At 69.8% G+C, this 19,267-nt stretch carries 24 protein-coding genes; 10 read left to right on the forward strand and 14 right to left on the reverse strand.

All coding sequences use genetic code 11. The features are described 5' to 3' along the window. Positions 1–29: 29 nt before the first annotated feature. Positions 30–1,235 carry a cation:proton antiporter gene (locus QSK39_RS43650; protein ID WP_285483699.1) on the reverse strand — a complete coding sequence of 402 codons (1,206 nt, stop codon included), beginning with the start codon at positions 1,233–1,235 and terminating at the stop codon, positions 30–32. 201 nt (positions 1,236–1,436) lie between these two features. Between QSK39_RS43650 and QSK39_RS43655 the strand changes: the two genes are divergently transcribed. Then, complete coding sequence (locus QSK39_RS43655) at positions 1,437–2,813, forward strand: APC family permease (protein ID WP_285483700.1); 1,377 nt, start codon at positions 1,437–1,439, stop codon at positions 2,811–2,813. 3 nt (positions 2,814–2,816) lie between these two features. Here the strand turns inward: QSK39_RS43655 and QSK39_RS43660 are convergent, their stop codons facing one another. Further along, positions 2,817–3,854, reverse strand: a complete 1,038-nt coding sequence (locus QSK39_RS43660) for an ion channel (protein WP_285483701.1) — start codon at positions 3,852–3,854, stop codon at positions 2,817–2,819. A gap of 183 nt (positions 3,855–4,037) precedes the next feature. Between QSK39_RS43660 and QSK39_RS43665 the strand changes: the two genes are divergently transcribed. From QSK39_RS43665 to QSK39_RS43675, 3 genes are read left to right on the forward strand one after another with little or no spacing between them, the layout of a single operon-like run. Continuing rightward, positions 4,038–5,225, forward strand: coding sequence for a quaternary amine ABC transporter ATP-binding protein (locus QSK39_RS43665; protein WP_285483702.1), 1,188 nt, complete (start codon positions 4,038–4,040; stop codon positions 5,223–5,225). Then, entirely contained in the window at positions 5,218–6,066 is an 849-nt protein-coding gene (locus QSK39_RS43670; protein ID WP_285483703.1) for an ABC transporter permease, read from the forward strand. Before QSK39_RS43665 ends, QSK39_RS43670 begins: the two co-directional genes overlap by 8 nt. A gap of 14 nt (positions 6,067–6,080) precedes the next feature. Then, complete coding sequence (locus QSK39_RS43675; RefSeq protein WP_285483704.1) at positions 6,081–6,986, forward strand: glycine betaine ABC transporter substrate-binding protein; 906 nt, start codon at positions 6,081–6,083, stop codon at positions 6,984–6,986. 44 nt (positions 6,987–7,030) lie between these two features. On the opposite strand, the gene QSK39_RS43680 is transcribed toward QSK39_RS43675, so the two are convergent. From QSK39_RS43680 to ehuB, 9 genes are all read right to left on the reverse strand, one after another. Further along, positions 7,031–7,390: a nuclear transport factor 2 family protein gene (locus tag QSK39_RS43680; RefSeq protein ID WP_285483705.1), complete on the reverse strand. Its 360-nt coding sequence runs from the start codon at positions 7,388–7,390 to the stop codon at positions 7,031–7,033. 102 nt (positions 7,391–7,492) lie between these two features. Next, positions 7,493–7,843, reverse strand: a complete 351-nt coding sequence (locus QSK39_RS43685; protein ID WP_285483706.1) for a hypothetical protein — start codon at positions 7,841–7,843, stop codon at positions 7,493–7,495. Then, positions 7,830–8,237, reverse strand: a complete 408-nt coding sequence (locus QSK39_RS43690; protein WP_285483707.1) for a hypothetical protein — start codon at positions 8,235–8,237, stop codon at positions 7,830–7,832. Before QSK39_RS43690 ends, QSK39_RS43685 begins: the two co-directional genes overlap by 14 nt. Before the next feature lie 2 nt (positions 8,238–8,239). After that, entirely contained in the window at positions 8,240–9,103 is an 864-nt protein-coding gene (locus QSK39_RS43695) for a universal stress protein (RefSeq protein ID WP_285483708.1), read from the reverse strand. Further along, positions 9,100–9,519, reverse strand: coding sequence for an SPW repeat domain-containing protein (locus QSK39_RS43700; RefSeq protein WP_285483709.1), 420 nt, complete (start codon positions 9,517–9,519; stop codon positions 9,100–9,102). The genes QSK39_RS43695 and QSK39_RS43700 overlap by 4 nt, the downstream gene beginning before the upstream one ends. An 87-nt stretch (positions 9,520–9,606) precedes the next feature. Further along, complete coding sequence (gene ehuA, locus QSK39_RS43705) at positions 9,607–10,371, reverse strand: ectoine/hydroxyectoine ABC transporter ATP-binding protein EhuA (protein WP_285484341.1); 765 nt, start codon at positions 10,369–10,371, stop codon at positions 9,607–9,609. 1 nt (position 10,372) lies between these two features. Then, positions 10,373–11,029: an ectoine/hydroxyectoine ABC transporter permease subunit EhuD gene (ehuD, locus tag QSK39_RS43710; protein ID WP_285483710.1), complete on the reverse strand. Its 657-nt coding sequence runs from the start codon at positions 11,027–11,029 to the stop codon at positions 10,373–10,375. A 1-nt stretch (position 11,030) separates the two neighbouring features. Continuing rightward, the gene (gene ehuC / locus QSK39_RS43715) at positions 11,031–11,702 is read right to left on the reverse strand and encodes an ectoine/hydroxyectoine ABC transporter permease subunit EhuC (protein WP_285483711.1); all 672 of its coding nucleotides are present in this window, start codon (positions 11,700–11,702) and stop codon (positions 11,031–11,033) included. 12 nt (positions 11,703–11,714) lie between these two features. Further along, on the reverse strand, positions 11,715–12,617 hold the full coding sequence (gene ehuB / locus QSK39_RS43720) for an ectoine/hydroxyectoine ABC transporter substrate-binding protein EhuB (RefSeq protein ID WP_285484342.1): 903 nt from the start codon (positions 12,615–12,617) through the stop codon (positions 11,715–11,717). Between the two features lie 218 nt (positions 12,618–12,835). Between ehuB and QSK39_RS43725 the strand changes: the two genes are divergently transcribed. The 4 genes from QSK39_RS43725 (at position 12,836) to QSK39_RS43740 (ending at position 15,454) form a co-directional block, all read left to right on the forward strand. Next, entirely contained in the window at positions 12,836–13,444 is a 609-nt protein-coding gene (locus QSK39_RS43725; protein ID WP_285483712.1) for a DUF4232 domain-containing protein, read from the forward strand. Further along, positions 13,441–13,683, forward strand: coding sequence for a YrhK family protein (locus tag QSK39_RS43730; RefSeq protein ID WP_285483713.1), 243 nt, complete (start codon positions 13,441–13,443; stop codon positions 13,681–13,683). Before QSK39_RS43725 ends, QSK39_RS43730 begins: the two co-directional genes overlap by 4 nt. A 92-nt stretch (positions 13,684–13,775) precedes the next feature. Further along, positions 13,776–14,681, forward strand: coding sequence for an ABC transporter ATP-binding protein (locus tag QSK39_RS43735; protein WP_285483714.1), 906 nt, complete (start codon positions 13,776–13,778; stop codon positions 14,679–14,681). Beyond that, a complete protein-coding gene (locus QSK39_RS43740; protein ID WP_285483715.1) occupies positions 14,678–15,454 on the forward strand; it encodes an ABC transporter permease in 777 nt (258 codons plus the stop codon). Before QSK39_RS43735 ends, QSK39_RS43740 begins: the two co-directional genes overlap by 4 nt. A gap of 260 nt (positions 15,455–15,714) precedes the next feature. On the opposite strand, the gene QSK39_RS43745 is transcribed toward QSK39_RS43740, so the two are convergent. After that, the gene (locus QSK39_RS43745) at positions 15,715–16,743 is read right to left on the reverse strand and encodes an acyl-CoA desaturase (protein ID WP_502873367.1); all 1,029 of its coding nucleotides are present in this window, start codon (positions 16,741–16,743) and stop codon (positions 15,715–15,717) included. A gap of 353 nt (positions 16,744–17,096) precedes the next feature. Here QSK39_RS43745 and QSK39_RS43750 point away from each other — a divergent pair, with 353 nt between their 5' ends. After that, positions 17,097–17,453 (forward strand): STAS domain-containing protein, encoded by a 357-nt coding sequence (locus QSK39_RS43750; protein WP_285483716.1) that lies wholly within the window; start codon positions 17,097–17,099, stop codon positions 17,451–17,453. A 27-nt stretch (positions 17,454–17,480) separates the two neighbouring features. Here QSK39_RS43750 and QSK39_RS43755 read toward each other — a convergent pair whose 3' ends face one another. Then, a complete protein-coding gene (locus QSK39_RS43755) occupies positions 17,481–17,705 on the reverse strand; it encodes a hypothetical protein (protein ID WP_285483717.1) in 225 nt (74 codons plus the stop codon). Next, complete coding sequence (locus QSK39_RS43760; protein WP_285483718.1) at positions 17,702–18,304, reverse strand: sigma factor; 603 nt, start codon at positions 18,302–18,304, stop codon at positions 17,702–17,704. The genes QSK39_RS43755 and QSK39_RS43760 overlap by 4 nt, the downstream gene beginning before the upstream one ends. 214 nt (positions 18,305–18,518) lie before the next feature. Between QSK39_RS43760 and QSK39_RS43765 the strand changes: the two genes are divergently transcribed. After that, on the forward strand, positions 18,519–19,253 hold the full coding sequence (locus QSK39_RS43765) for a GAF and ANTAR domain-containing protein (protein ID WP_285483719.1): 735 nt from the start codon (positions 18,519–18,521) through the stop codon (positions 19,251–19,253). Positions 19,254–19,267 lie beyond the last annotated feature (14 nt).

Genomic DNA, 19,267 nt, shown 5'->3' on the forward strand with positions numbered 1-19,267 from the left:
TACGGCGGGCGGGCCGGTTTCGTGCGGCACTATCCGGCGCTCCTTTCGGTTTCTTGACGGCCGGTCGGCAGGTTGTCCGGCGGCTCGAAGCTCAGCGCCTTGGCGACCGGGACGTCGGTCGAGGAGTGCAGGACGATCGACAGCGCGATCGTGACGGTGACCAGGTCGAACACCAGCTCGGCGTCGGGGATGCCCGACTGCAGGGCCAGCAGCCCGTAGACCACCGAGGCGAACCCCTTCGGCCCGAACCACGCGGCCGCCGCCCGCTCCCGGCCGGACATCTTCGTCCGCAGCAGCGACAGCAGCATCGCGGCCGGGCGGACCAGGACGATCGCGAGCACGGCGAGCACCCAGCCGCCCACGCTCAGGTGGCCCAGCCGCTCCGGAGTGACCAGCGCCCCGAACACCAGCAGCGCGGCGAACTTGGTGATCTCCGACAGCAGGTCACCGAGCGGTTCGAAGTGCTCCGCCGCCAGCTTGTCCATCGTGGCCAGCGTCGACCCGGCGGCGAAGGCGGCCAGGTACGGGTTGGCGTGGGTCAGGTGGCACGCGGCGTAGAGCATCACGGCGATCGCGAGCGGGCCGAGCGCCTGCAGCCGCGGCTCGGCGGTCAGCACCTTGAGCCGCCACGCCAGCGTGACCAGGGCCGGGATGGCGATGCCGAGGACCAGGCCGAGCACCAGCTCGATCCCGACCGTCCCGAGGTCGGAGTCGGCGTGCGCGGCGGTGGCCAGGAAGATCAGCACGAACGGCAGCGCGAGCCCGTCGTTGAGGCCCGACTCGACGTTGAGCAGCCGCCGCAACCGCAGCGGGACGTCGTCGCGGCCGACGATCGCCGCCGCGAAGACCGGGTCGGTCGGCGAGAGGATCGCACCCAGCAGCAGGGCCGTCGGCCAGTCCAGGCCGACCAGGAAGTGGGCCGGGACCGCGATCCCGATCATGGTCAGCGGCATGCCGAGGCCCAGCGCCCGGCCGGAGAGCCGCCAGCCCTCCCGCAAGGCACGCACGTTGGCGCGCTGGCCGTCGGTGAACAACACCGTGAAGAGTGCGATGTCGGCCAGTGCCGTGACCAGCGGGTCGTGCGGCGCGATCTTCACCAAGCCGAAACCGCCTTGGCCGATCAGGGCGCCGGCGAGCAGGAAGAGCAACGCCGTCGAGAGCACCGTCCGCGCGGCGACGCCCGAAAGGGAGACGCTGATCAGCAGGACGACGCCGAACGCCAGTACGAGCGCCATGGAAATTCCGTCCTCGAGCCACGACCTCCACCCACGCCGGGCGAAGGGCCGACCAGACTTCCCGGCACTCCACGCGTAAAGATGCCGCAAAGATCCGCGCGGGGCAAACCGGATCCGCTTATCGGGCCGCCAGGGTGGGCACGCCCACACCGTCGGGTTTCCGCAAGGATCCGGCAGCTCGGCTTGACACGGAGGAGCCGCTTGACCCAGCTGAAGAGCCCGCCTGGCCCGCCGACGCACCGCCGCGGAGTACTGCTGTTCGCGTTCGCGTTCGCCGTGATGGCCGACCCGGTGTCTTCGGTCGCTTACGCCATCGAAGCCGCGCTGCGGGCCTTGCGGGGTGATCTCGCCCTCCTGCTGCCCACGATGGCGCTCGTCGTCGGGATCGTCGTGCTCGTCATCGTCAACTATCACCAGCTGGTGGCCCGGTACCCCCAGGGCGGCGGCGCGGCCGCCGCGACCGGGGAGGCGTTCGGCGAGGGCACCGCGTTCCTCCCGATCGGCGCGTTGATCGTCGACTTCGTGCTGACGATCGCGATCAGCTCGGCGGCGGGTGCATCTGCCGTGATCGCGTTCTTCCCGGCTCTCTCGCCGTGGCGGATCCCGATCGCGGTGCTGCTGGTCGCCGGAGTGGCCGGCGGCACCTGGTTCGGCCACCTGGGGCGCACGGTGTTCGCCGTGATGACGGTGGCGTTCATCGTGCTCACCGTCGCGGTCCTCGTGTCGGCGTTCTTCGTGCCCGTTGCGGCGGCCACACCGGCGCCCGACCCCGGCCACTCCCCGTTCATCGCGGTGGCACTGGCCTTCCCGGTGGCGATGGCGCTGGCCACCGGGATCGAGGCGCCGTCGTCGGCGATCGCCCAGCTCGGGCAGCTCGACGACCCCGGTCGTCGCCGCTTCGGCCGGGTAACCCTCTGGCTGACGCTCGGGGTGGTCGGTACGAGCACGCTGGGCCTGACCGCGCAGGCCGTCCGGCTCGGCATCGGCGTCCCGCACGAGGACACCACCCAGATCGCCGAACTCGCCCGGGCCGCGACGTCGACGCCGGTCTTCGCGGCCTTCCAGCTCACCACCGCGCTGCTGTTGCTCTCGGCGGCGAGCTCGTCGTTCCAGGCCGGGCCAGGGTTGTTCAAAGCGCTCGCCCGCCGCCACCACCCCGACGGAACGAGCACGGGCATCCTGCCGGCGTGGCTGGGCCGGACGAACAGCCATCACACGCCGTACTGGGGTGTCGTGGTCTTCATGGCGGCTGCGGCCCTGGTTACCGCGGCCGCGGGCGGCCGTGACCAGGAACTGGTGCTCTTCTACGCGGCATCGGTGTTCGTCAGTTTCTTCGCCGGTCTGGTGGCGATGGCGCGGTTCTCCTGGCGGGATCGCCGGTTCGGTTTCCTGGTGATCAACTGCGCCGGAGCGGTCGCGGTGGCGTTCACCTTGGCCGTCAACCTCACGCGTGGTGACCCGGTCGTCTCGATCGCCGCGGCCGTGCTGATCGCCGCCGCCCTGTACGGGCTGTGGGTGCGGTCCGGGCGTCCTCGGGGCATCCGCAACGTTGCGGCCGAAACCGAAGGGGACGGATGAGCGTCAGAGGACCGGCTCGCGGAGTGCACTCGCGACTTCAGTGGCGGTGAGCCGCCGGGGGCCCACGTAGTACAGCGTCGCTCCGACCGGAAGCTCACCGTCCCAGCCGGGGTTGACCACCAGGCCGTCCGCCGCGCGGGCGGCCAGGACAGTGGCGCCGAACGCCCGGCCCAGTGCCACCCGGCACCGCTCGGTCCGCAGGGCCCCGAGCGACTCCGGCACCGCCACGGAATAAGTACTCGCACCTCCCGCGGTCATCAGCTCCGCGTAGACGTCGGCGATCCCGGGCGAAGTCAGCTCCTCGGTGACCATCCGCGGGGTGTGCCACTGCACGCACTTGATCTTCGGATCGACGTAGCGGACCAGCTCGGCCCGTTCCATGTCCCGCAACGCCACCACGACGTGCGCCGAAGGGTTCGCGTGGTCCACCGTGACCGCCACGGCCAGGGCCTCGTTGTCATCGGCCATGTCCACCAGCACGGTCGCCGCGCGGTGCACGGCCGCGCGGGCCAGCACGTCGGCGGCTGTCGGGTCGCCGCGGACGAAGTCCACCGGCTCTCCCGGCATCGGGTGCACCGGCACCTCCTCACCGGTGCAGAGGACCAGTCCGGTCACGTCGTCGGCCAGCAGCTGGGCCACGATCCGCTCGGTCCGCCCGGCCGTGTACCCGATCAGCACCGTGTGGCCGCTCGCGCGCACCGGTTCCGTTCCCTGCATCCGCCGTCCTTTCGCTTGCTCGAGCGCCGTGGCGAGCCTCGTGAACACCGTCGTGAGGGTGGCGATCCCGCCGATGATCACGTATCCGCCCACGAAGTGGCCCGCTGTGGTTTCGGGTGAGTAGTCGCCGTAGCCGACCGTGGCGGCTGTCACGACGAAGTACCACCAGTAGTTGCCCGGACTCACCAGCTCGCTGCCCGCGGGTTCGGCCAACGCCATCAGCGGCCAGCTCGTCGCGAACACGAACACGACGACCACCACCGGCAGCAGCCACCCGCGCGTCAGCACCCAGCGCGAGAGCAGCCGCGACAAGAAGAACGTCATCTCCTCCCCTTACCGGACACGACGGCGAATCCCGCCAGCCGACCACATCATCGGATCGGACACAACGGACTTTACCGGACCGTAATCGCTTTAACCTGAGATCGAGTAAATATTGTCATGTGCAATGATGCCGCTGGGCAACGTTGCCCGTGTTCCGGTCCCCCAAGGAAAGTCGGGAGTCCATTGCCGACAGTCAGAGCCGAGAAGCTGTACAAGGTGTTCGGCAGGCGCGCCCAGGAAGCCGTCCGCCGGCTCGAGAACGGCACGCCACGCGACGAACTGGACGGTGCCACCGCCGCTGTCGTCGACGCCTCGTTCGAAGTCCGTGACGGCGAGATCTTCGTCGTGATGGGCTTGTCGGGCTCGGGCAAGTCGACGCTGGTGCGGATGCTCAACGGCTTGCTGCCGGCCACCGCGGGACGGGTGCTCGTGGACGGCCGAGACCTCACCGCACTGTCCAAAAGTGACGTCCGGCAGCTGCGCAGCCGGCGGATGAGCATGGTGTTCCAGCACTTCGCTCTCTTCCCGCACCGTTCTGTGCTTGAAAACACCGCCTACGGACTACGGGTCCAGGGCGTCGCCCGCGACGAACGCACCCAGCGCGCGGAAGAGGCGCTACGGCTGGTCGGCCTGGACGGCTGGGGCGACCGCCTGCCCGGCCAGCTCTCCGGCGGCATGCGCCAGCGCGTCGGCCTCGCCCGCGCGCTGGCTGCCGACACCGACATCCTGCTGATGGACGAGGCGTTCAGCGCACTCGACCCGTTGATCCGGAAGGAAATGCAGGACCAGCTCCTGCAGCTGCAAGCAGACCTCGGCAAGACGATCGTGTTCATCACCCACGACCTCAACGAAGCGATGCGGCTCGGTGACCGGATCGCGATGATGCGCGACGGCCGGATCGTCCAGCTCGGCTCGGCGGACGAGATCCTGAGCAGCCCGGCCGACGACCACATCGCCCGGTTCGTCCAGGACGTCGACCGGTCCCGCGTGCTCACCGCCGCGTCGGTCATGCGGCCGCCCGGGAAAACCCTCGCGGCTTCTTCGGGTCCGCGCGCGTCGATCCACACCATGCGCAAGCTCGAGGTCACCGAAATGTTCGCCATCGACCCCGACGGCGGTCTCGTCGGCATCGTCACCATGGCCGATGCCGTGTCCGCCGCGGCCCGTGGCGCCAACACGATCACGAGTGCGGTGAGCGATGGCTTCGTCGCCGTCGCCCCGGACTCCCTGGTGTCCGAGCTGTTCGGCCCCTCCACCGGGGACCGGCCGATCGCCGTCGTCGACGACCGCCGCCGTCTCCTCGGCGTGGTGACCCCGGCCGCCATCCTCGGCGGTCTCGCTCACACCAAGGAGGTGACCACCGATGCGTGAAGCAACCTGGCAGGTTCCGCGGATCCCCGTGGGGGACTGGTTCCAAACCGTCGTCGACTGGCTGCAGAACAACATCGGCCCGTTCTTCGACGCCGTCGACACCCTCATCAAGGGCGTGGTCGAAGGCCTTTCCGATGCCCTGCAAGCGCCGCCGGCACCGGTGCTGATCGTCTTGTTCGCCGCGCTCGGCTGGTGGCACCGTGGCTGGCGCTTCGGCGTCGGCTCGCTGATCGGCTTCGCCCTGATCGACAGTCTGGACCGGTTCCCCTCCGCCATGCAGACGCTCGCCCAGGTGCTCGTCGCCGGCGTCGTGGCCGTAGTGATCGCCGTGCCGATCGGGATCCTCGCTGCACGTAACGCCGCGGTGAGCCGGATCGTCCGGCCGGTGCTCGACTTCATGCAGACGCTGCCGGCGTTCGTCTACCTGATCCCGGTGATCTTCTTCTTTTCGATCGGCCCGGTCCCCGGCGTCGTAGCAACCGTGGTGTTCGCGCTGCCGCCCGGAGTGCGGCTGACCGAGCTCGGCATCCGGCAGGTCGATCCGGAAATGGTCGAAGCCGGCGAGGCGTTCGGCTCGCCACCGCGGAAGATCCTGACCGAGATCCAGCTCCCCCTTGCCCTGCCGACAATCCTGGCCGGGGTCAACCAGATCATCATGCTGTCGCTGTCGATGGTGGTGATCTCCGGCATGGTCGGCGCACCCGGCCTCGGCGCCGAGGTCTACGCCGCGGTCACCAGCCTGAAACTCGGCTCCGGCTTCGAAGCCGGCCTCGGCGTCGTCGTCCTGGCGATCTACCTCGACCGGCTCAGCAGCACCCAGCCCGAACGGAAAGACCGCTAGAGAAAGGAAGAAACGTGCGGAACACCCCGAAGATCCGCCGGATCGCCGCCCTCGGCGCCGCCGTGCTCTCGGCACTCGCCCTGACCGCCTGCGGCGGCCGCGAAGCGCAGTCCGGCAACGACCAGGGCTCGAAGTCGGTCACCATCGGCTACATCAACTGGGACGAGGACGTCGCGCTGACCAACCTCTACCAGGCCGTCCTGGAGAGCAAGGGCTACCAGGTCAAGACCCAGCTGCTGGACGTCGGCCCGATCTACGCCGGCCTGGCCAAGGGTGACGTCGACCTGTTCCTCGACGCTTGGCTGCCCGCCACGCACGAGCAGTACTGGAAGCAGTACTCGAACCAGCTCGAGGACCTCGGCACCTGGTACGACAACGCCACGCTCAACCTCGCGGTGCCCGACTACGTCCAGGGCGTCGACAGCATCGCCGACCTCAAGGCCCACGCCGCCGACTTCGGCGGCAAGATCACCGGCATCGAGGCCAGCGCGGGCGAAACCGGGATCGTCGAGAAGACCGCGATTCCCAAGTACGGCCTCGACGGCACGATCATCCTGCAGAACTCCTCGACCACGGCGATGCTCGCCGCGCTCGATTCGTCCATCAAGGACAAGAAGCCGATCGTCGTGACCCTCTGGCACCCGCACTGGGCGTACTCGCGCTACCAGCTCAAGGATCTCAAGGACCCGCAGGGCGCGATGGGCAAGGGCGAGCAGCTGCACGCCATCGGCCGCAAGAGCTTCGGCACCGACTTCCCGGCCCTGGCCAAGGTCGCCAAAGGCCTCAAGCTCACCGACGAGCAGCTCGGCTCGCTGGAAGACCTCATCCAGCAGGCGCCCAAGGGCCAAGAGAAGGCCGCCGCCCAGAAGTGGATCGACCAGCACAAGGCGTTCGTCGACCAGGCCTTCACCGGCCTCTGAGAACTCGTGCGGCCGCCGCCACGCGCCGGTGGCGGCCGCACGACTCAGCGGCGGGTCCGCTGGTGGAACGTCAGCTTCCAGCCGCCGGCCCGGCGCGCGTAGACGCTGCTCACCTGTGCCGAGTACGGCAGGGCCGAGCGCGTCGCCGCGATGCTGTAGCGCACCACGCCAGTGCCCTCGCTGACCTGGACGCAGCGCAGCCCGTGCAACCGGAACTCCTCCCAGACCGCACCGCACAACGCGTCGAGCGCCTCGTCCCGGGCCCGGATCGGCGGCAGGTCGGACAGCAGTACGACGACCCGGTCGTCGAAGACGCTGTCGTAGAACTTCCTCGCCGCCGCCGGGGTCGCCATGAGCGCCTGCCAGCCCTGCTGTTCCAGGTCGATCAACTCTTCGTGCGCCACCGGCCGTCCTCCACCACGGTCCGGCCGTCGCCGGTGCCACGGCCAGCCTTCCGCATCCGGGCGTGGGTGAACCTGACGATCAGCTTGCGATTTCGCCTGCTGTCACCGATGCGGCTCGTCGTGCGCGGGAACGGCCGCGGCCCGGTGGTGGTGCGCCTCGGCCCGCCGAAGCGCCGCGAACGACCGGTTCATCGCCGCACTCCACTCCGGCGAGGTGCGCGGGCGCCCGGCAGCGGACGACCGCGCCTCGACGACGTTCGCCAGCTCCTGGAAGGCCATCGCGTGCTCGGCCGCGACCTTCGCAAGCCCGCGTTCGGCGCGCACCTGGAGTTCGCCGCCTGGCTCGCCGGACATCGCCAGCCTGCTGGCCCGGGCGCGGTGCACGGCCGCGGTGCGCCACATCAGCTCGGCGACCTCCCGCAGCCGCGACTCCTCGGGATCACCGTCCCGCACGGCTGGGCCCCTCGCTCATCCGCTTGAGGTGGCGTAGCTCCGAACGGGTGTGCTCGCGGTCACGGGCGACGCCGCCGAGCAGCCGGGAGAACGCGAGCTCCAGAAGCCGCGCCCGGAGACCGGCGCGAAACTCGGCCCAGACGTGGGCACGGACCACGGTGCCGGCGTACCCGTACCGCTCGACGCTCCACGTCACGCACTCGGCGACGTCCACCCGCACCCCCAGCCACCGGTACCGGGCGAACGAACTGCGGTTCAAAACCTGAGCCGGCCGCGAGCACGAGGACTCGGTCACCGCGGCAGGACCGCGCCAATCGCCCTCGAGGCTGCGCAGCGTCTCGCGCACCGCCGGCACCGGGGCCGCGATGACGATCGCCTCCATGTAGTCGAACACGGCTACTTTCCCACCCCCACCACGCTCACCGGGCATGGTGCGTAATGCAGCACGGTCCGGCTCACCGAACCGCACACGGCGCGCCTGAGGAAGCTCTGGCGGCTGTCGCCGACCACGAGCAGTGAGGCCTGCCTCGCGCGGTCGAGCAACGCGTGCTCCGGGAAGTCCTGGACGATTTCGTGCTCGAAGGGGACTTCGGGGTAACTGGACAACCAGTCCGTCAGCTCGGTCACCATCGGCTCCGACAGGGCGGTGTTCCTGCGGAACCGGCCGGTCATCGCGTGGACGAGGTGCACCGGGACGGCGTGCCGCCGGGCGAAGTCCAACGCGAACGCGAGCGCGGCGGAGTTGTCGGCAGCCGGGTCGAGACCGACGACCACGGGGTATCGGGTGGCACCTTCGGCGGGATCCTCACCTCGGACCACGACGAGGGGCCGCCCGGACGATTTCGTGAGCCCGGCGGTGGCGGAGCCGAAGAACGCCCGGCCGAGCGGGCCGGACCCGGGCGGCCCCACCACCACCATCACCGCTTCGGCCCGGGCGGCGATGCGGGCCAGCGCCGGACCGGGCAGGTCTTCGAGCAGGACCATCCGCACCTCGAGGTCGGGGTGTGAATGACCGATCTCGCGAACGGCGTCCCGCGTCTGCTGCTCGGCTTCCCGGCGCAGCCGTTCCGCTCCCCCGCTCAGCGGCGCGAGCACCACTTCGGGATAGCTCCCGCCCGGCCAGCTCCAATCCAGGGCGCGCGCGACGACGAGCGTGTTCCCTCGGCGATCGGCCTCCGTCGCGGCCCAGAACACCGCGCGAAGCGACTCCGGGGTGCCGTCGTAGCCGGTGACGACCACCGGGGCCTCTGTCGTGGTCACCGCTCTCCCCCGTCGCGCAGTGCGCGGCTCAAGATCGCCACGGCGATCGCCCAGAGCGCGAGGAGCACGGCTCCGGCCGCGACGTCGCTGGCGCTGGTGGCCGGCGCGGGAGTCCCCTGGTTGTAGCCGAGTGCGGTCGGCGCGACCACCAGCCAGGCGCCGGCGAGCGGCAGCACCGGACGCCACACGTGCGCGGCGGCCGGCGAAACCAGCTGCGCGGCCCCGCAGACCACCACGACCGCGCCGACGAGCACGTCGTTCCAATAGCCGTTGAAGCCGCCGCCGCTGAGCTCCTGATCCAGCTGGAAAGGCGACAGCACCAGCCAGAGACCGGTCAGGAAGGTCAGGGCGTTCACCACGGCCAGCGCCAGGCTGTGTCCGGCCACACCGCCGCGGGTCCGGGTCAGGGTCTTCACGGGTCATCGGCTCCTTTCGTCGCGCGTGCGGCCCCAGCCTCTCGCGGACGGGCCCCAGGGGACCTGACGATCAGCTTGCGATCGCGGTCAGCCCCGTTCGAGCACCGCCTTCAGGAACGTCCGCGTCCGCTCCCGGGTGGGCTGCGTGAACAGCTCCTCCGGCGGGGCGTCCTCGATGATCCGGCCATGGTCGAACATCAGGACCCGGTCGGAGACGTGCCGGGCGAACTCCATCTCGTGGGTCACGCAGAGGATCGTGATGTCGGTGCCCGCGGCGATCTGCTTGAGCACGGCTAGGACCTCGGCGACCAGCTCGGGGTCCAGCGCCGAGGTGACCTCGTCGAGCAGCAGCACCTGCGGGCGCATCGCCAGAGCGCGGGCGATCGCCACCCGCTGCTGCTGACCGCCCGAAAGCCGAGCCGGGTGGGCGTCCATCTTGTCGGCGAGCCCGACCAGCTGCAGCAGCTGCGCCGCTCGAGCGTCGGCCTCCACTTCGGACAGACCGAGCACGCGCCGCGGCGCCTCGACGATGTTCTGCCGGACGTCCATGTTCGGGAAGAGGTTGAAGTGCTGGAAGACCATGCCGATGCGCTTGCGCGCCGACCGGAAGTGACGCTCGTCGGCCGGGACGAGGCCGCCGTTCTTCACCCGGTGGCTGAGGCACTGGCCGCCGACGTGGATCGTGCCGCCGTCGACCCGTTCGAGGGTCATCAGCAACCGCAGGATCGTGGTCTTGCCCGACCCGCTCGGCCCGATCAGGGAGACGAACTCGCCGCGATCCACGCGGAAGCTCAGCTCGTCGAGCACGACGTGGTCCCCGAACCGCTTGGCCACCCGGTCGAATCGGATCATCTCAGAGCTGTCCGACACGGCGCTCCACCTTCCGCACGAGGATCGACGCGGGCAGGCTCACCAGGAGGAACAGCAGGCCCGCGAGGGTGTAGGGCTCGATGACGCGGAAGGTCTCGGCGCCGACCTCCTTGGCCCGGTTGAGCACGTCGAGCACGCCGATGGCGAGCAGCAGTGGGACCTCCTTGAACATCGAGATCGTGTAGTTCCCGAGTGCGGGCAGGACCCGTGGGACGGCCTGCGGGAGCACGACCCCGGTCCATACCCGCCGTCGGGGCAGGTTCAACGCCACCGCCGCCTCCCACTGCCCCAACGGGACGGCCTCGATCCCGGCGCGGTAGACGTCGGCGGTGTAGCAGGCGTAGTGCACTCCCAGCGCGAGCACGCCGGTCACGAACCCGGACAGCTTCAGCCCGATGGCCGGCTCGACCAGGTAGTAGAGCGTGAAGACCTGGATGAGCAGCGGCGTGCTCCGGACGAACTCGACCGCTCCGGCCACGACCGCGCTCAGCACCGGGATGCGGGCGCGGCGCAGCAACGCGAACACGATGCCCAGCGCGTAAGCCAGCACCGATCCGAGGAGAGTCAGTTCGACGGTGACGAGCAACCCGTCCAGCAGGAGCGGCACCGACGCGGCCGCGCTGTCCCAGTCCCAGTCCACGTCACACCCCCGCGGCCCGGCCGAGGCGGCGTGCCCCGGCCCGTTCGAGCACCCGCATGCCGTACTTGATCAGCAGCGCCAGCACCAGGTACAGCACGAGCTCGGTGCCGTAGATCCAGACGATGTCGCTGCCGAAGACCGGCCGGAGCAGCTCACCGTGTTCGGCGATGTCGCCCGCCGAGATGAACGACAGCAGCGCGGTGCTCTTCAGCAGCTGGATGAACAGGTTCGTGAACGGCGGCAGCATCTCGACCACGGCTTGCGGCAGCAGGACCCGCCACATCCGCTGGGCGGGCGACAGGTTCAGCGCGATCGCCCCCTCGTACTGGGCCCGGGGGATGGAATTCACGGCGCCGCGGACGATCTCCGCCCCGTAGGCGCCGTGGTTCAGGCCCAGCACGAGGATGCCGGCGAACAGCGGGACGAGCTTGAAGCCCACCAGGGCAGGCAGCACGAAGTAGAGCCAGAACAGCTGGACCACTTCGGAGGTGCCCCGGAAGACCTCGACGTAGACCCGGCTGATCGCCCGGACCACCCGCGAACGCGAGACCAGCGCCAGCCCCGCGGCGAACGCCAGCACGACCGTCAGGGCGATCCCGCCGGCCGCGGCGGACACCGTCGTCGTCAGGCCCTGCAGGATCGACGACAGGATCGTGCCGAAGGAGTCAGGCAAGGCGCTCTCGCCTCATGCGCCGCAGAGTTTCTCGGTGGTGACGTCCGGCTTCGGCAAGTTGCTGTCGTCGAAGCCGAAGGGCGTCGCGATCTTGACCCATTCGCCGCTGTCGTGCAGCTTCTTCAGTTCGGCGTCGAACGCCACGCGCAGCGTGTCGTCCTCCTGGCGGAAGACGAAACCACCGGCGGATGTCACGGGCTTCCCGTCGGCCATCGGGACGAAGCCGGGCGTCACCTCGACCGCCGCAGCCGGGTTCTGCTTGACCAGCCACTTGAGCGAGATGTCGGTGAGCGCGGCGGCGTAGACGCGGCCGTCGGCGACCGCCCGCAGCAGGTTGTCCTGCGTGTCGAGCGTCTGGATCTGATCCTCGGCCACACCGGCGCCGGTCAGGTAGCCCTTCTCGACCGCAGCCGAAAGGACCGCCACCTTGACCTTCTTGGCGGCCACGTCCTCCAGCTTCAGCACGCCCTGCGGATTCCCCTTGGGCACGAGCAGCGCGGTGAGTGCGGAGTAGTCGGGCGCCGAGAAATCCGCTGCCTGGCAACGCTTCCCCGTGATGTTCATCCCCGCGGCCACGACGTCGAACTGCTTCGCGGTGAGCGCGGGGATGAGCTGGTCGAACGGGACGACACTGGCCTGCACCCCATCGATGCCCAGTGCCTTGAACACCGCGCGGGCCACCTCCGGTGCCTCCCCGGTGGTTTTCCCCGAGCTGTCGGCGAATCCGTACGGCGCCTCGTTCGCGATGCCGATGCGGATCGTCTTCGCGTCCTTGGCTGCCTGCAACGCATCCTGGCCCTCGGCGCCGCCGGTGCTTTCGCAAGCCGACATCAGCACACCACCGCCCAGCACCGCCGCCGTGGTGAGCGCCGTCCGTCGCAGCAGGTCACGGCGGGTCCATCCCTCGTGCGCCATTCGCATCCCTTCACGATCCGAGTGGCCACGAACGTAGGCGCGGATTCCCGTGACCACAACGTCCTCACCTGACGATCACCTTACGATTCGCGCCCGGATCGTAAGAGGACCGTCAGGTCGAGGACGCATCACGCGTCGCGTCTCGGGTATCCCCTTTTGGTAGCCATCGAACGATCGGCTCGAAGGAGGAAATCTTGCTTCGACATAGGAATTCGCGATTGCTCCCCGTCTTCGCCGCTACGGCCGGCGCTCTGGGACTGGCCGGCTGCGGGAGCGGTGATCTTTCCGCTGCCGCTCCGAGCGCGTCCGCGCCGTCCTCGTCCGTCTCGCCGACCTACACCGTCACCGCGAGTACGGCCGAACCCACCCCACCGCCGTCGACCTCCGCCGCGCCCACCGGGACGGGGCTGTGTACCGCGAAGGACGTCAAACTGGCCCTCGGCGAGGGAGACGCCGCCGCGGGGTCGTTCTACCGGCCGCTGCTGATCACCAACGCCGATGCGGAGCCGTGCACGGTTCAAGGCTTCCCCGGTGTGTCCTATGTGGCCGGTGAGGACGGTCACCAGGTGGGCGAGGCGGCCTACCGAAGCGGCACGAAAGGCGACCAGGTCCGGCTGAACCCCGGGGACACCGCGGCGGCCGTCATCCAGTTCGTCAACGTGCACAACTACCCCGACGACCTCTGCCGGCCGACCCCCGTGCGCGGCCTGCGCATCTACCTGCCGCAGGAGACCGACGCGAACTTCGTGCCCATGCCGGGCACCGGTTGCGCGAACCCCGACCTTCCCGGAAACCAGCTCGCGGTCAAGACGGTGCACCCGGCATGAGGGTACCGATCAAGGCGTTCGTCCGTGAGTTCCCGACCGTGCACCTGGTCATCGGACTGGCCGGCAACCTGATCTTCTTCGTCGGCAGCGTCCTGTTCGTCTGGCACGCCACCGAGCTGCTCGCGATCTGGCTGTTCATCGTGGGGTCGTTCGGCATGCTGCTCGGCGCGGTCGGCCAGGCGCTGTACCGCCATGAACGGCACCGGCTCTCGGGCGCGCCGGGTCGGTCGCAATCGTGATGCGTTCACGAGCACCGTAGGCGTACAGTGACCTCCGGTGTGCCGGGAAGCCTGGTCGGCGCGATATCCGTACGCGCGGAACGAGGCTTCCCATGACCATCGACGCGACCGGCCTGACCAAGCGGTACCCGCACGTCCTGGCCGTCGACGACCTGACGATGCACATCGCCCCCGGTGAGATCTACGCCCTGCTCGGGCTCAACGGGGCCGGCAAGACGACCACCATCCGGATGCTGCTCGGCATCCTCCGGCCCACCGGCGGACAGGTCTCCCTGCTGGGCGAACCGATCGAACCTGGCCGCAACGCCGTCTGGGCCAAGGTCGGCTACCTGGTCGAAACGCCGTCCGCCTACCCGGAACTCACCGTCACCGAGAACCTGCAGGTGATGGCCCGGCTACGCGGCCTGCGCGACGAGAAGACCGTGACCGGCGCCGTCGACCGGCTCGGCCTGCGACCGCACGCCCACCACCGCGCGGGCACGTTGTCCCTGGGCAACAAACAGCGTCTGGGCCTGGCCAAAGCGTTGCTGCACCGCCCCGAACTGCTGATCCTCGACGAACCGGCCAACGGCCTCGACCCCGCCGGCGTCGCCGAAATCCGCGACCTGCTGCGCGACCTCGCCCGGACCCACGGCGTGACGATCCTCCTGTCCAGCCACATCCTCACCGAGGTCGCCCGCCTGGCCGACCGCATCGGGGTGCTGGACCGCGGCCGCCTCGTCTGGGAAGGCGGTACCGCCGACCTGACCGCCCAGGCCCGTCCCCGGCTGCACGTCGCGGTCCGCGACCACGTCCGCGCCGCGGCGGCGTTGCGGGCAGCCGGCCACCGCACCGAGGAAGGCGGAGACGGCGGGCTCACCCTTACCGCCGAACAGGCGGTCCGGCATCCCGACGACATCGCCACGCTGCTGGTCACGGCGGGCTGCCCGCCCACCCGGCTCGCCGTCGAGCAGGACGACCTCGAGACGTGCTTCCTCCGCTTGGTCGGCCCGCGGTGAACGCCGCGTGGGCCGAGCTGCGCAAAGCGCGCCGTTCCCGCCTGCCCTGGGTGACCGCGCTCGCGTTCGCCGTCGCGGCCGGGTTCGGCGGGCTGGTCATGTTCATCCTGCAGGACCTGCGCAGGGCCCGGGCTTTCGGTCTGCTCGGCACCAAGGCGACGCTCACCGGCGGCACCGCCGACTGGCCTGCCTACTTCACCCTGCTCGCCCAGAGCATCGCGGTCGGCGGCGCCGTGCTCTTCGGCGTCATCGTGATCTGGACCTTCGGCCGGGAGTTCAGCCAGGACACCCTCAAGGACCTCCTGGCCCTGCCCACCGCGCGCACCACGATCGTCGGCGCCAAGTTCGCCGTGGTGGCGGTCTGGTGCGGCTTGCTCACGCTCCAGACCTATCTGCTGGGCCTGGTGATCGGCGCGGCCATCGGCCTCCCCGGCTGGTCGGCCGCCACCGCCGCCGGCGGGCTGGCCGACGTGCTGCTCGCCTCGGCCATGACCATCGCGCTCGTGACCCCCTTCGCGTTCGCCGCGAGCGTCGGCCGCGGCTACCTGGCCGGAATCGGCGTCATGTTCCTCACGGTGTTCCTCGCCCAGGTGATCGCCCTGCTCGGCTACGGCGCGTACTTCCCGTGGTCGGTGCCCGCCCTCGCCACCGGCATCGCCGGCGCGGACCACGACCCGCCCGGTCCGCTCGGCTACGCCTTGGTCGTCCTCGTCGGCGGCGCCGGAACAGTCGGTATTGCGCTGTGGTGGAAGCATGCCGACCAGGACCGCTGACGGCGTCCCGGCTCGCCTCGCCTGCCGCCGCACGTCGATGTCGGTGGCTCGTCGTCACGTCAGGTCCGGCCGGCGAAAGGCGCGGCCGGGTGACGGCACTGTCGAACGGTGTTCCTCGTGAGCGCGTGGTCTCGGCCCTCCCGGCGCGGCAACCTCAGAGTAACGCTTCGCGCGCATTCCGTCACTCACGTCCAGCGCACGGTCTTTCTCGTCTGGCGGTCCTGATCGTCGCCGGGCCGGTCGCCGGGGACCGCACTCCGTCAACGGGTCCGAGGCCCGCCGGACACGCCGTCCACCAATCCGCGTTCGAGACCGGCGACCCCACGGTGAGAGGACGCGTAACCGGGGTTGAGCTTGCGGTCGAGGCGTTCGGGGCGCGGCCAGCGGACGTCCGTGGCCCAGCCCAGGATTTCGAACAGCCGGATCAGCCGGGCCGACATGTCGAGCTGGCCGCGGCGGACGCCGTGGCGGGCGCCGGTGGGGTCGGCGTGATGGGAGTTGTGCCAGGACTCGCCCATCGAGGCGATGGCCAGCGGCCAGAAGTTCGCCGACTTGTCACGCGCGGCGTAGGGCCGGTCGCCGATCATGTGGCACAACGAGTTCACCGACCAGGTGACGTGGTGCAGCAGCGCCACCCGCACCAAGCCCGCCCAGAAGAACGCGGTCAGCGCGCCCCACCACGACATCGAGATCAAGCCGCCGAGCAGCGCCGGCGTGAGCAAGGTGACCACGGTCAACGCGGGGAACCAGCCGTTGATCCGCGCGATGTCACGGTCGGCCAGCAGGTCCGGGGCGAACCGCTGGGCGTTGGTCTTCTCCCGGTCGAACAGCCAGCCCATGTGCGCATGCCAGAACCCCCTGGCCAGCGCGGCCGGAGTGCTGCCGAAGCGCCACGGCGAATGCGGGTCGCCATCACGGTCGGCGAAGGCGTGGTGCCGGCGGTGGTCGGCGACCCAGCCGATCACCGGGCCCTGCATGGCCATGCTCCCGGTGAGCGCCAGCGCGATCCGCAGGCCGCGGTTCGCCTTGAACGCGCCGTGGGTGAAGTAGCGGTGGAAGCCGATCGTCACGCCGAGGCCGGTGAGGAAGTAGAACCCGGTGGCCAGGCCGATGTCGGCCCAGCCGAGGCCCCAGCCCCAGGCGAACGGCACCGCCGCGGCCAGCGCCAGCAGCGGCACCACAGCGAACAGCTTGACCAGGAAGTTCTCCGTGCGGGTCTTCTCGCCCGCGAGCATCGGCTCCGCGGCTCGAGGTGGCTGCGTTCGCACGCGTTCGGCGGTTTGAGTCATACCCAGTTCTCTTTTCGGTGGCGTTGTCCAGCCGCCGGGGTCCTGGGCGATCAGAATCGGGTAGCACGCCGACGGCGCAACCAAACCCTGAGGTCCACGCACGATGGTGCGCGGTCGATGGTGTGCCGGCGTCCGGCTCGGACGCGTCAGCAGCCCTTTCAACACCCATCAACGACCCAAGTCCGGCAAAAATTCCGTGGCCGGTCAACGGGAGCCACGATCTCGCGATCCCGGGCGGACTGGACTAAAATCCTGGCCGAGTGCCTGGACCCCGCGCTCACGACGACTTCGCAGATCACCGATCCGCGGGTTCGATCCACCCTTTTCCTGTGGTGCAAGAGAAGCGGGGCCAGATGAGCAACACGGACGGGGGCCCGTACATCATGGTCTCGGTGGCCGAGGCGCGACCCGGCCTTCCGGTCGTCACGGCATGCGGCGAGATCGACAACAGCAGTTGCGACCTCGTCGTACGGAGGTGGACCGCAGCCATGGCCGGGCAGCCGAACCGGCTGATCGTCGACTTCGGCGCCGTCACCTTCTTCGGGTCGGCAGGCGTCACCGCGCTGTTGCGGCTTCAGCACCTCTGCACCGAACGGTCGGTCAAGCTGGCCGTGGTCGCATTGCGCCCGGTCCAGCGGGTACTCGACATCGTCGGCCTGGACAAGACCTTCGCCACCTTCGGATCCCTCGACGAAGCAGTTTCCGCCTGAGGACCACGCACGCCCCCGCCCGGGCGCTTAGTGTCGGGAGGCGTTCGCGACCAGCACGTCATCGCTGTGCGCGCGCAACAGAGCGATCTTCTCGGCGGTCAAGGCGCGAACGCGCTCCGCCATGCTGGAAGCCTCGAGCGCAGTGAACAGCCCGTAGCGGGTGGCGTGGCGGATCGCGGCGAGCACACGCCGTTCGAACCGCAACGCAGCCTCGACGGAGTGGAACGGGTTCCGATCCGCCGACGCGGTCATCGCGCGCCCTCCCGTTGACGAGGCAGCCTCGTCTCCCCGTTCTCGAGTGGGACATCGGCGGAGTGGCTGCCGCGAGAATGACGCAGACTCGCCAAGGCGTCACCCAACCGGGAGATCGCCGCCGCCTCGGTGATCCCGAGCAGCTCGGCGGCTTCGACCAGTGACTGCCCGCCGCAGTAGGCCCACACCAGCACGTCGCGGGACGCGACGGGTACCGCGGCCAAGAGCTGAGCACACGACCGGCACCCGCCGGGATCGGCGACCTCCTCGCACGGCACTGTTCGATGCGACCCGGACGCCCCGACGGGAGCTGGCGCGGTTCGGATCCGGTCGAGGACGTACCGCCGAGCCGTGGCCAGCAGCAGGCAGGACGCGTCATCGCGGCCGGGATCGTACTGAGACGCTGTCCGCCACGCCTGCACGTACACCTCGAAGGTGACGTCTTCGGCCTCTTCCACATCCGGCAGAACGCTGCGGATCAGCCCGTACACGGCCGGCGCGGTGCGGTCGTACAGCTCGGCGAACGCAACGGTGTCGCCTTGGCCCGTACGCTGCAGCAGCGTCCGGCAGATTTCTGAGGTTTCGTTGTCGATCAGCACGGCCGCTCCCGGGGACGCACAGAACTCGTACCGCCGGGGGCTCGGGCAGCCTTGGAGATCCCCAAGATACCCCCAGGTGACCGGTCGGCAAACGCAGCGTCCGGCAGGCAAGCGCGCCCGAGTGCCGTGTATCGGAGTCCCTCCATCGCTCTCCGTATGTGTCGCGGTCGTACGCTCTGTGTAGTCGCACGAGGGTCGAGCGCCTGGAGGAGCGATGGTCGAGAACCGGCGTCAGCGGATGCAGGCGTTGCTGGCCTCCGACGGCGCCGCCCACCAATCCGCGTCGGCCGTGAGCCTGGCGTGCGAACGCTGCGTGCTGGAGCTGGCCGTGTCCGGCGCGGGGGCCACCGTCCTGAGCAAGACGCCCAGCGGCAACGGCGACGGATCGACCCCGAGCCGCGGTCTGGTGCACGCGACCAACGAAATCAGCGCCGGACTGGAAGACCTGCAGCTCACCGTAGGTGAAGGACCGTGCCTGGACGCCTTCGCCACCGGCGGCCCCGTCCTGATCTCCGACCTGGCGTCCGCGACCCCGCGGTGGCCCGCATTCACCCCCGCGGCGTGCGACCTGGGCGCGGCGGCGGTGTTCTCCTTCCCGCTGCAGGTCGGCGTGGTCCGGCTGGGATCACTGGACCTCTATCGCGACACGCCCGGACCGCTCACGCGCATCGAGTTGGCCGATGCGCTGATCCTGAGCGACCTGGCCACCCAAGGCGTGATTGCCGATCTGGACGGGCACCGCACCGAGGACGTGAGCTGGCTGGCAGACCCGCACGCCCAGGTGCACCAGGCCACCGGCATGGTGCAGGTCCAGCTGAATTCGACGACCGACGTGGCGCTGATGCGGCTGCGCGGCCACGCCTTCACCCACAACATGTCGCTGGCCGACGTCGCCCGGCAGGTCGTGGACCGGTCGCTGCGCTTCACCGATACCGAGGACGAGCAATGACACACAGTGACAGA

The organism is Amycolatopsis sp. NBRC 101858, assembly GCF_030269325.1.
Classification (GTDB): Bacteria; Actinomycetota; Actinomycetes; order Mycobacteriales; family Pseudonocardiaceae; genus Amycolatopsis; species Amycolatopsis ponsaeliensis.

Excerpts from the sequence above, each read along its gene's own strand:
- QSK39_RS43650 (WP_285483699.1), bottom strand. The coding sequence starts at position 1,235 with ATGGCGCTCGTACTGGCGTTCGGCGTCGTCCTGCTGATCAGCGTCTCC.
- QSK39_RS43660 (WP_285483701.1), bottom strand. The coding sequence starts at position 3,854 with ATGACGTTCTTCTTGTCGCGGCTGCTCTCGCGCTGGGTGCTGACGCGC.
- QSK39_RS43670 (WP_285483703.1), top strand. The coding sequence starts at position 5,218 with ATGCGTGAAGCAACCTGGCAGGTTCCGCGGATCCCCGTGGGGGACTGG.
- ehuA (WP_285484341.1), bottom strand. The coding sequence starts at position 10,371 with ATGATCCGATTCGACCGGGTGGCCAAGCGGTTCGGGGACCACGTCGTG.
- ehuB (WP_285484342.1), bottom strand. The coding sequence starts at position 12,617 with ATGGCGCACGAGGGATGGACCCGCCGTGACCTGCTGCGACGGACGGCG.
- QSK39_RS43730 (WP_285483713.1), top strand. The coding sequence starts at position 13,441 with ATGAGGGTACCGATCAAGGCGTTCGTCCGTGAGTTCCCGACCGTGCAC.
- QSK39_RS43735 (WP_285483714.1), top strand. The coding sequence starts at position 13,776 with ATGACCATCGACGCGACCGGCCTGACCAAGCGGTACCCGCACGTCCTG.
- QSK39_RS43745 (WP_502873367.1), bottom strand. The coding sequence starts at position 16,743 with ATGACTCAAACCGCCGAACGCGTGCGAACGCAGCCACCTCGAGCCGCG.
- QSK39_RS43750 (WP_285483716.1), top strand. The coding sequence starts at position 17,097 with ATGAGCAACACGGACGGGGGCCCGTACATCATGGTCTCGGTGGCCGAG.
- QSK39_RS43755 (WP_285483717.1), bottom strand. The coding sequence starts at position 17,705 with ATGACCGCGTCGGCGGATCGGAACCCGTTCCACTCCGTCGAGGCTGCG.
- QSK39_RS43765 (WP_285483719.1), top strand. The coding sequence starts at position 18,519 with ATGGTCGAGAACCGGCGTCAGCGGATGCAGGCGTTGCTGGCCTCCGAC.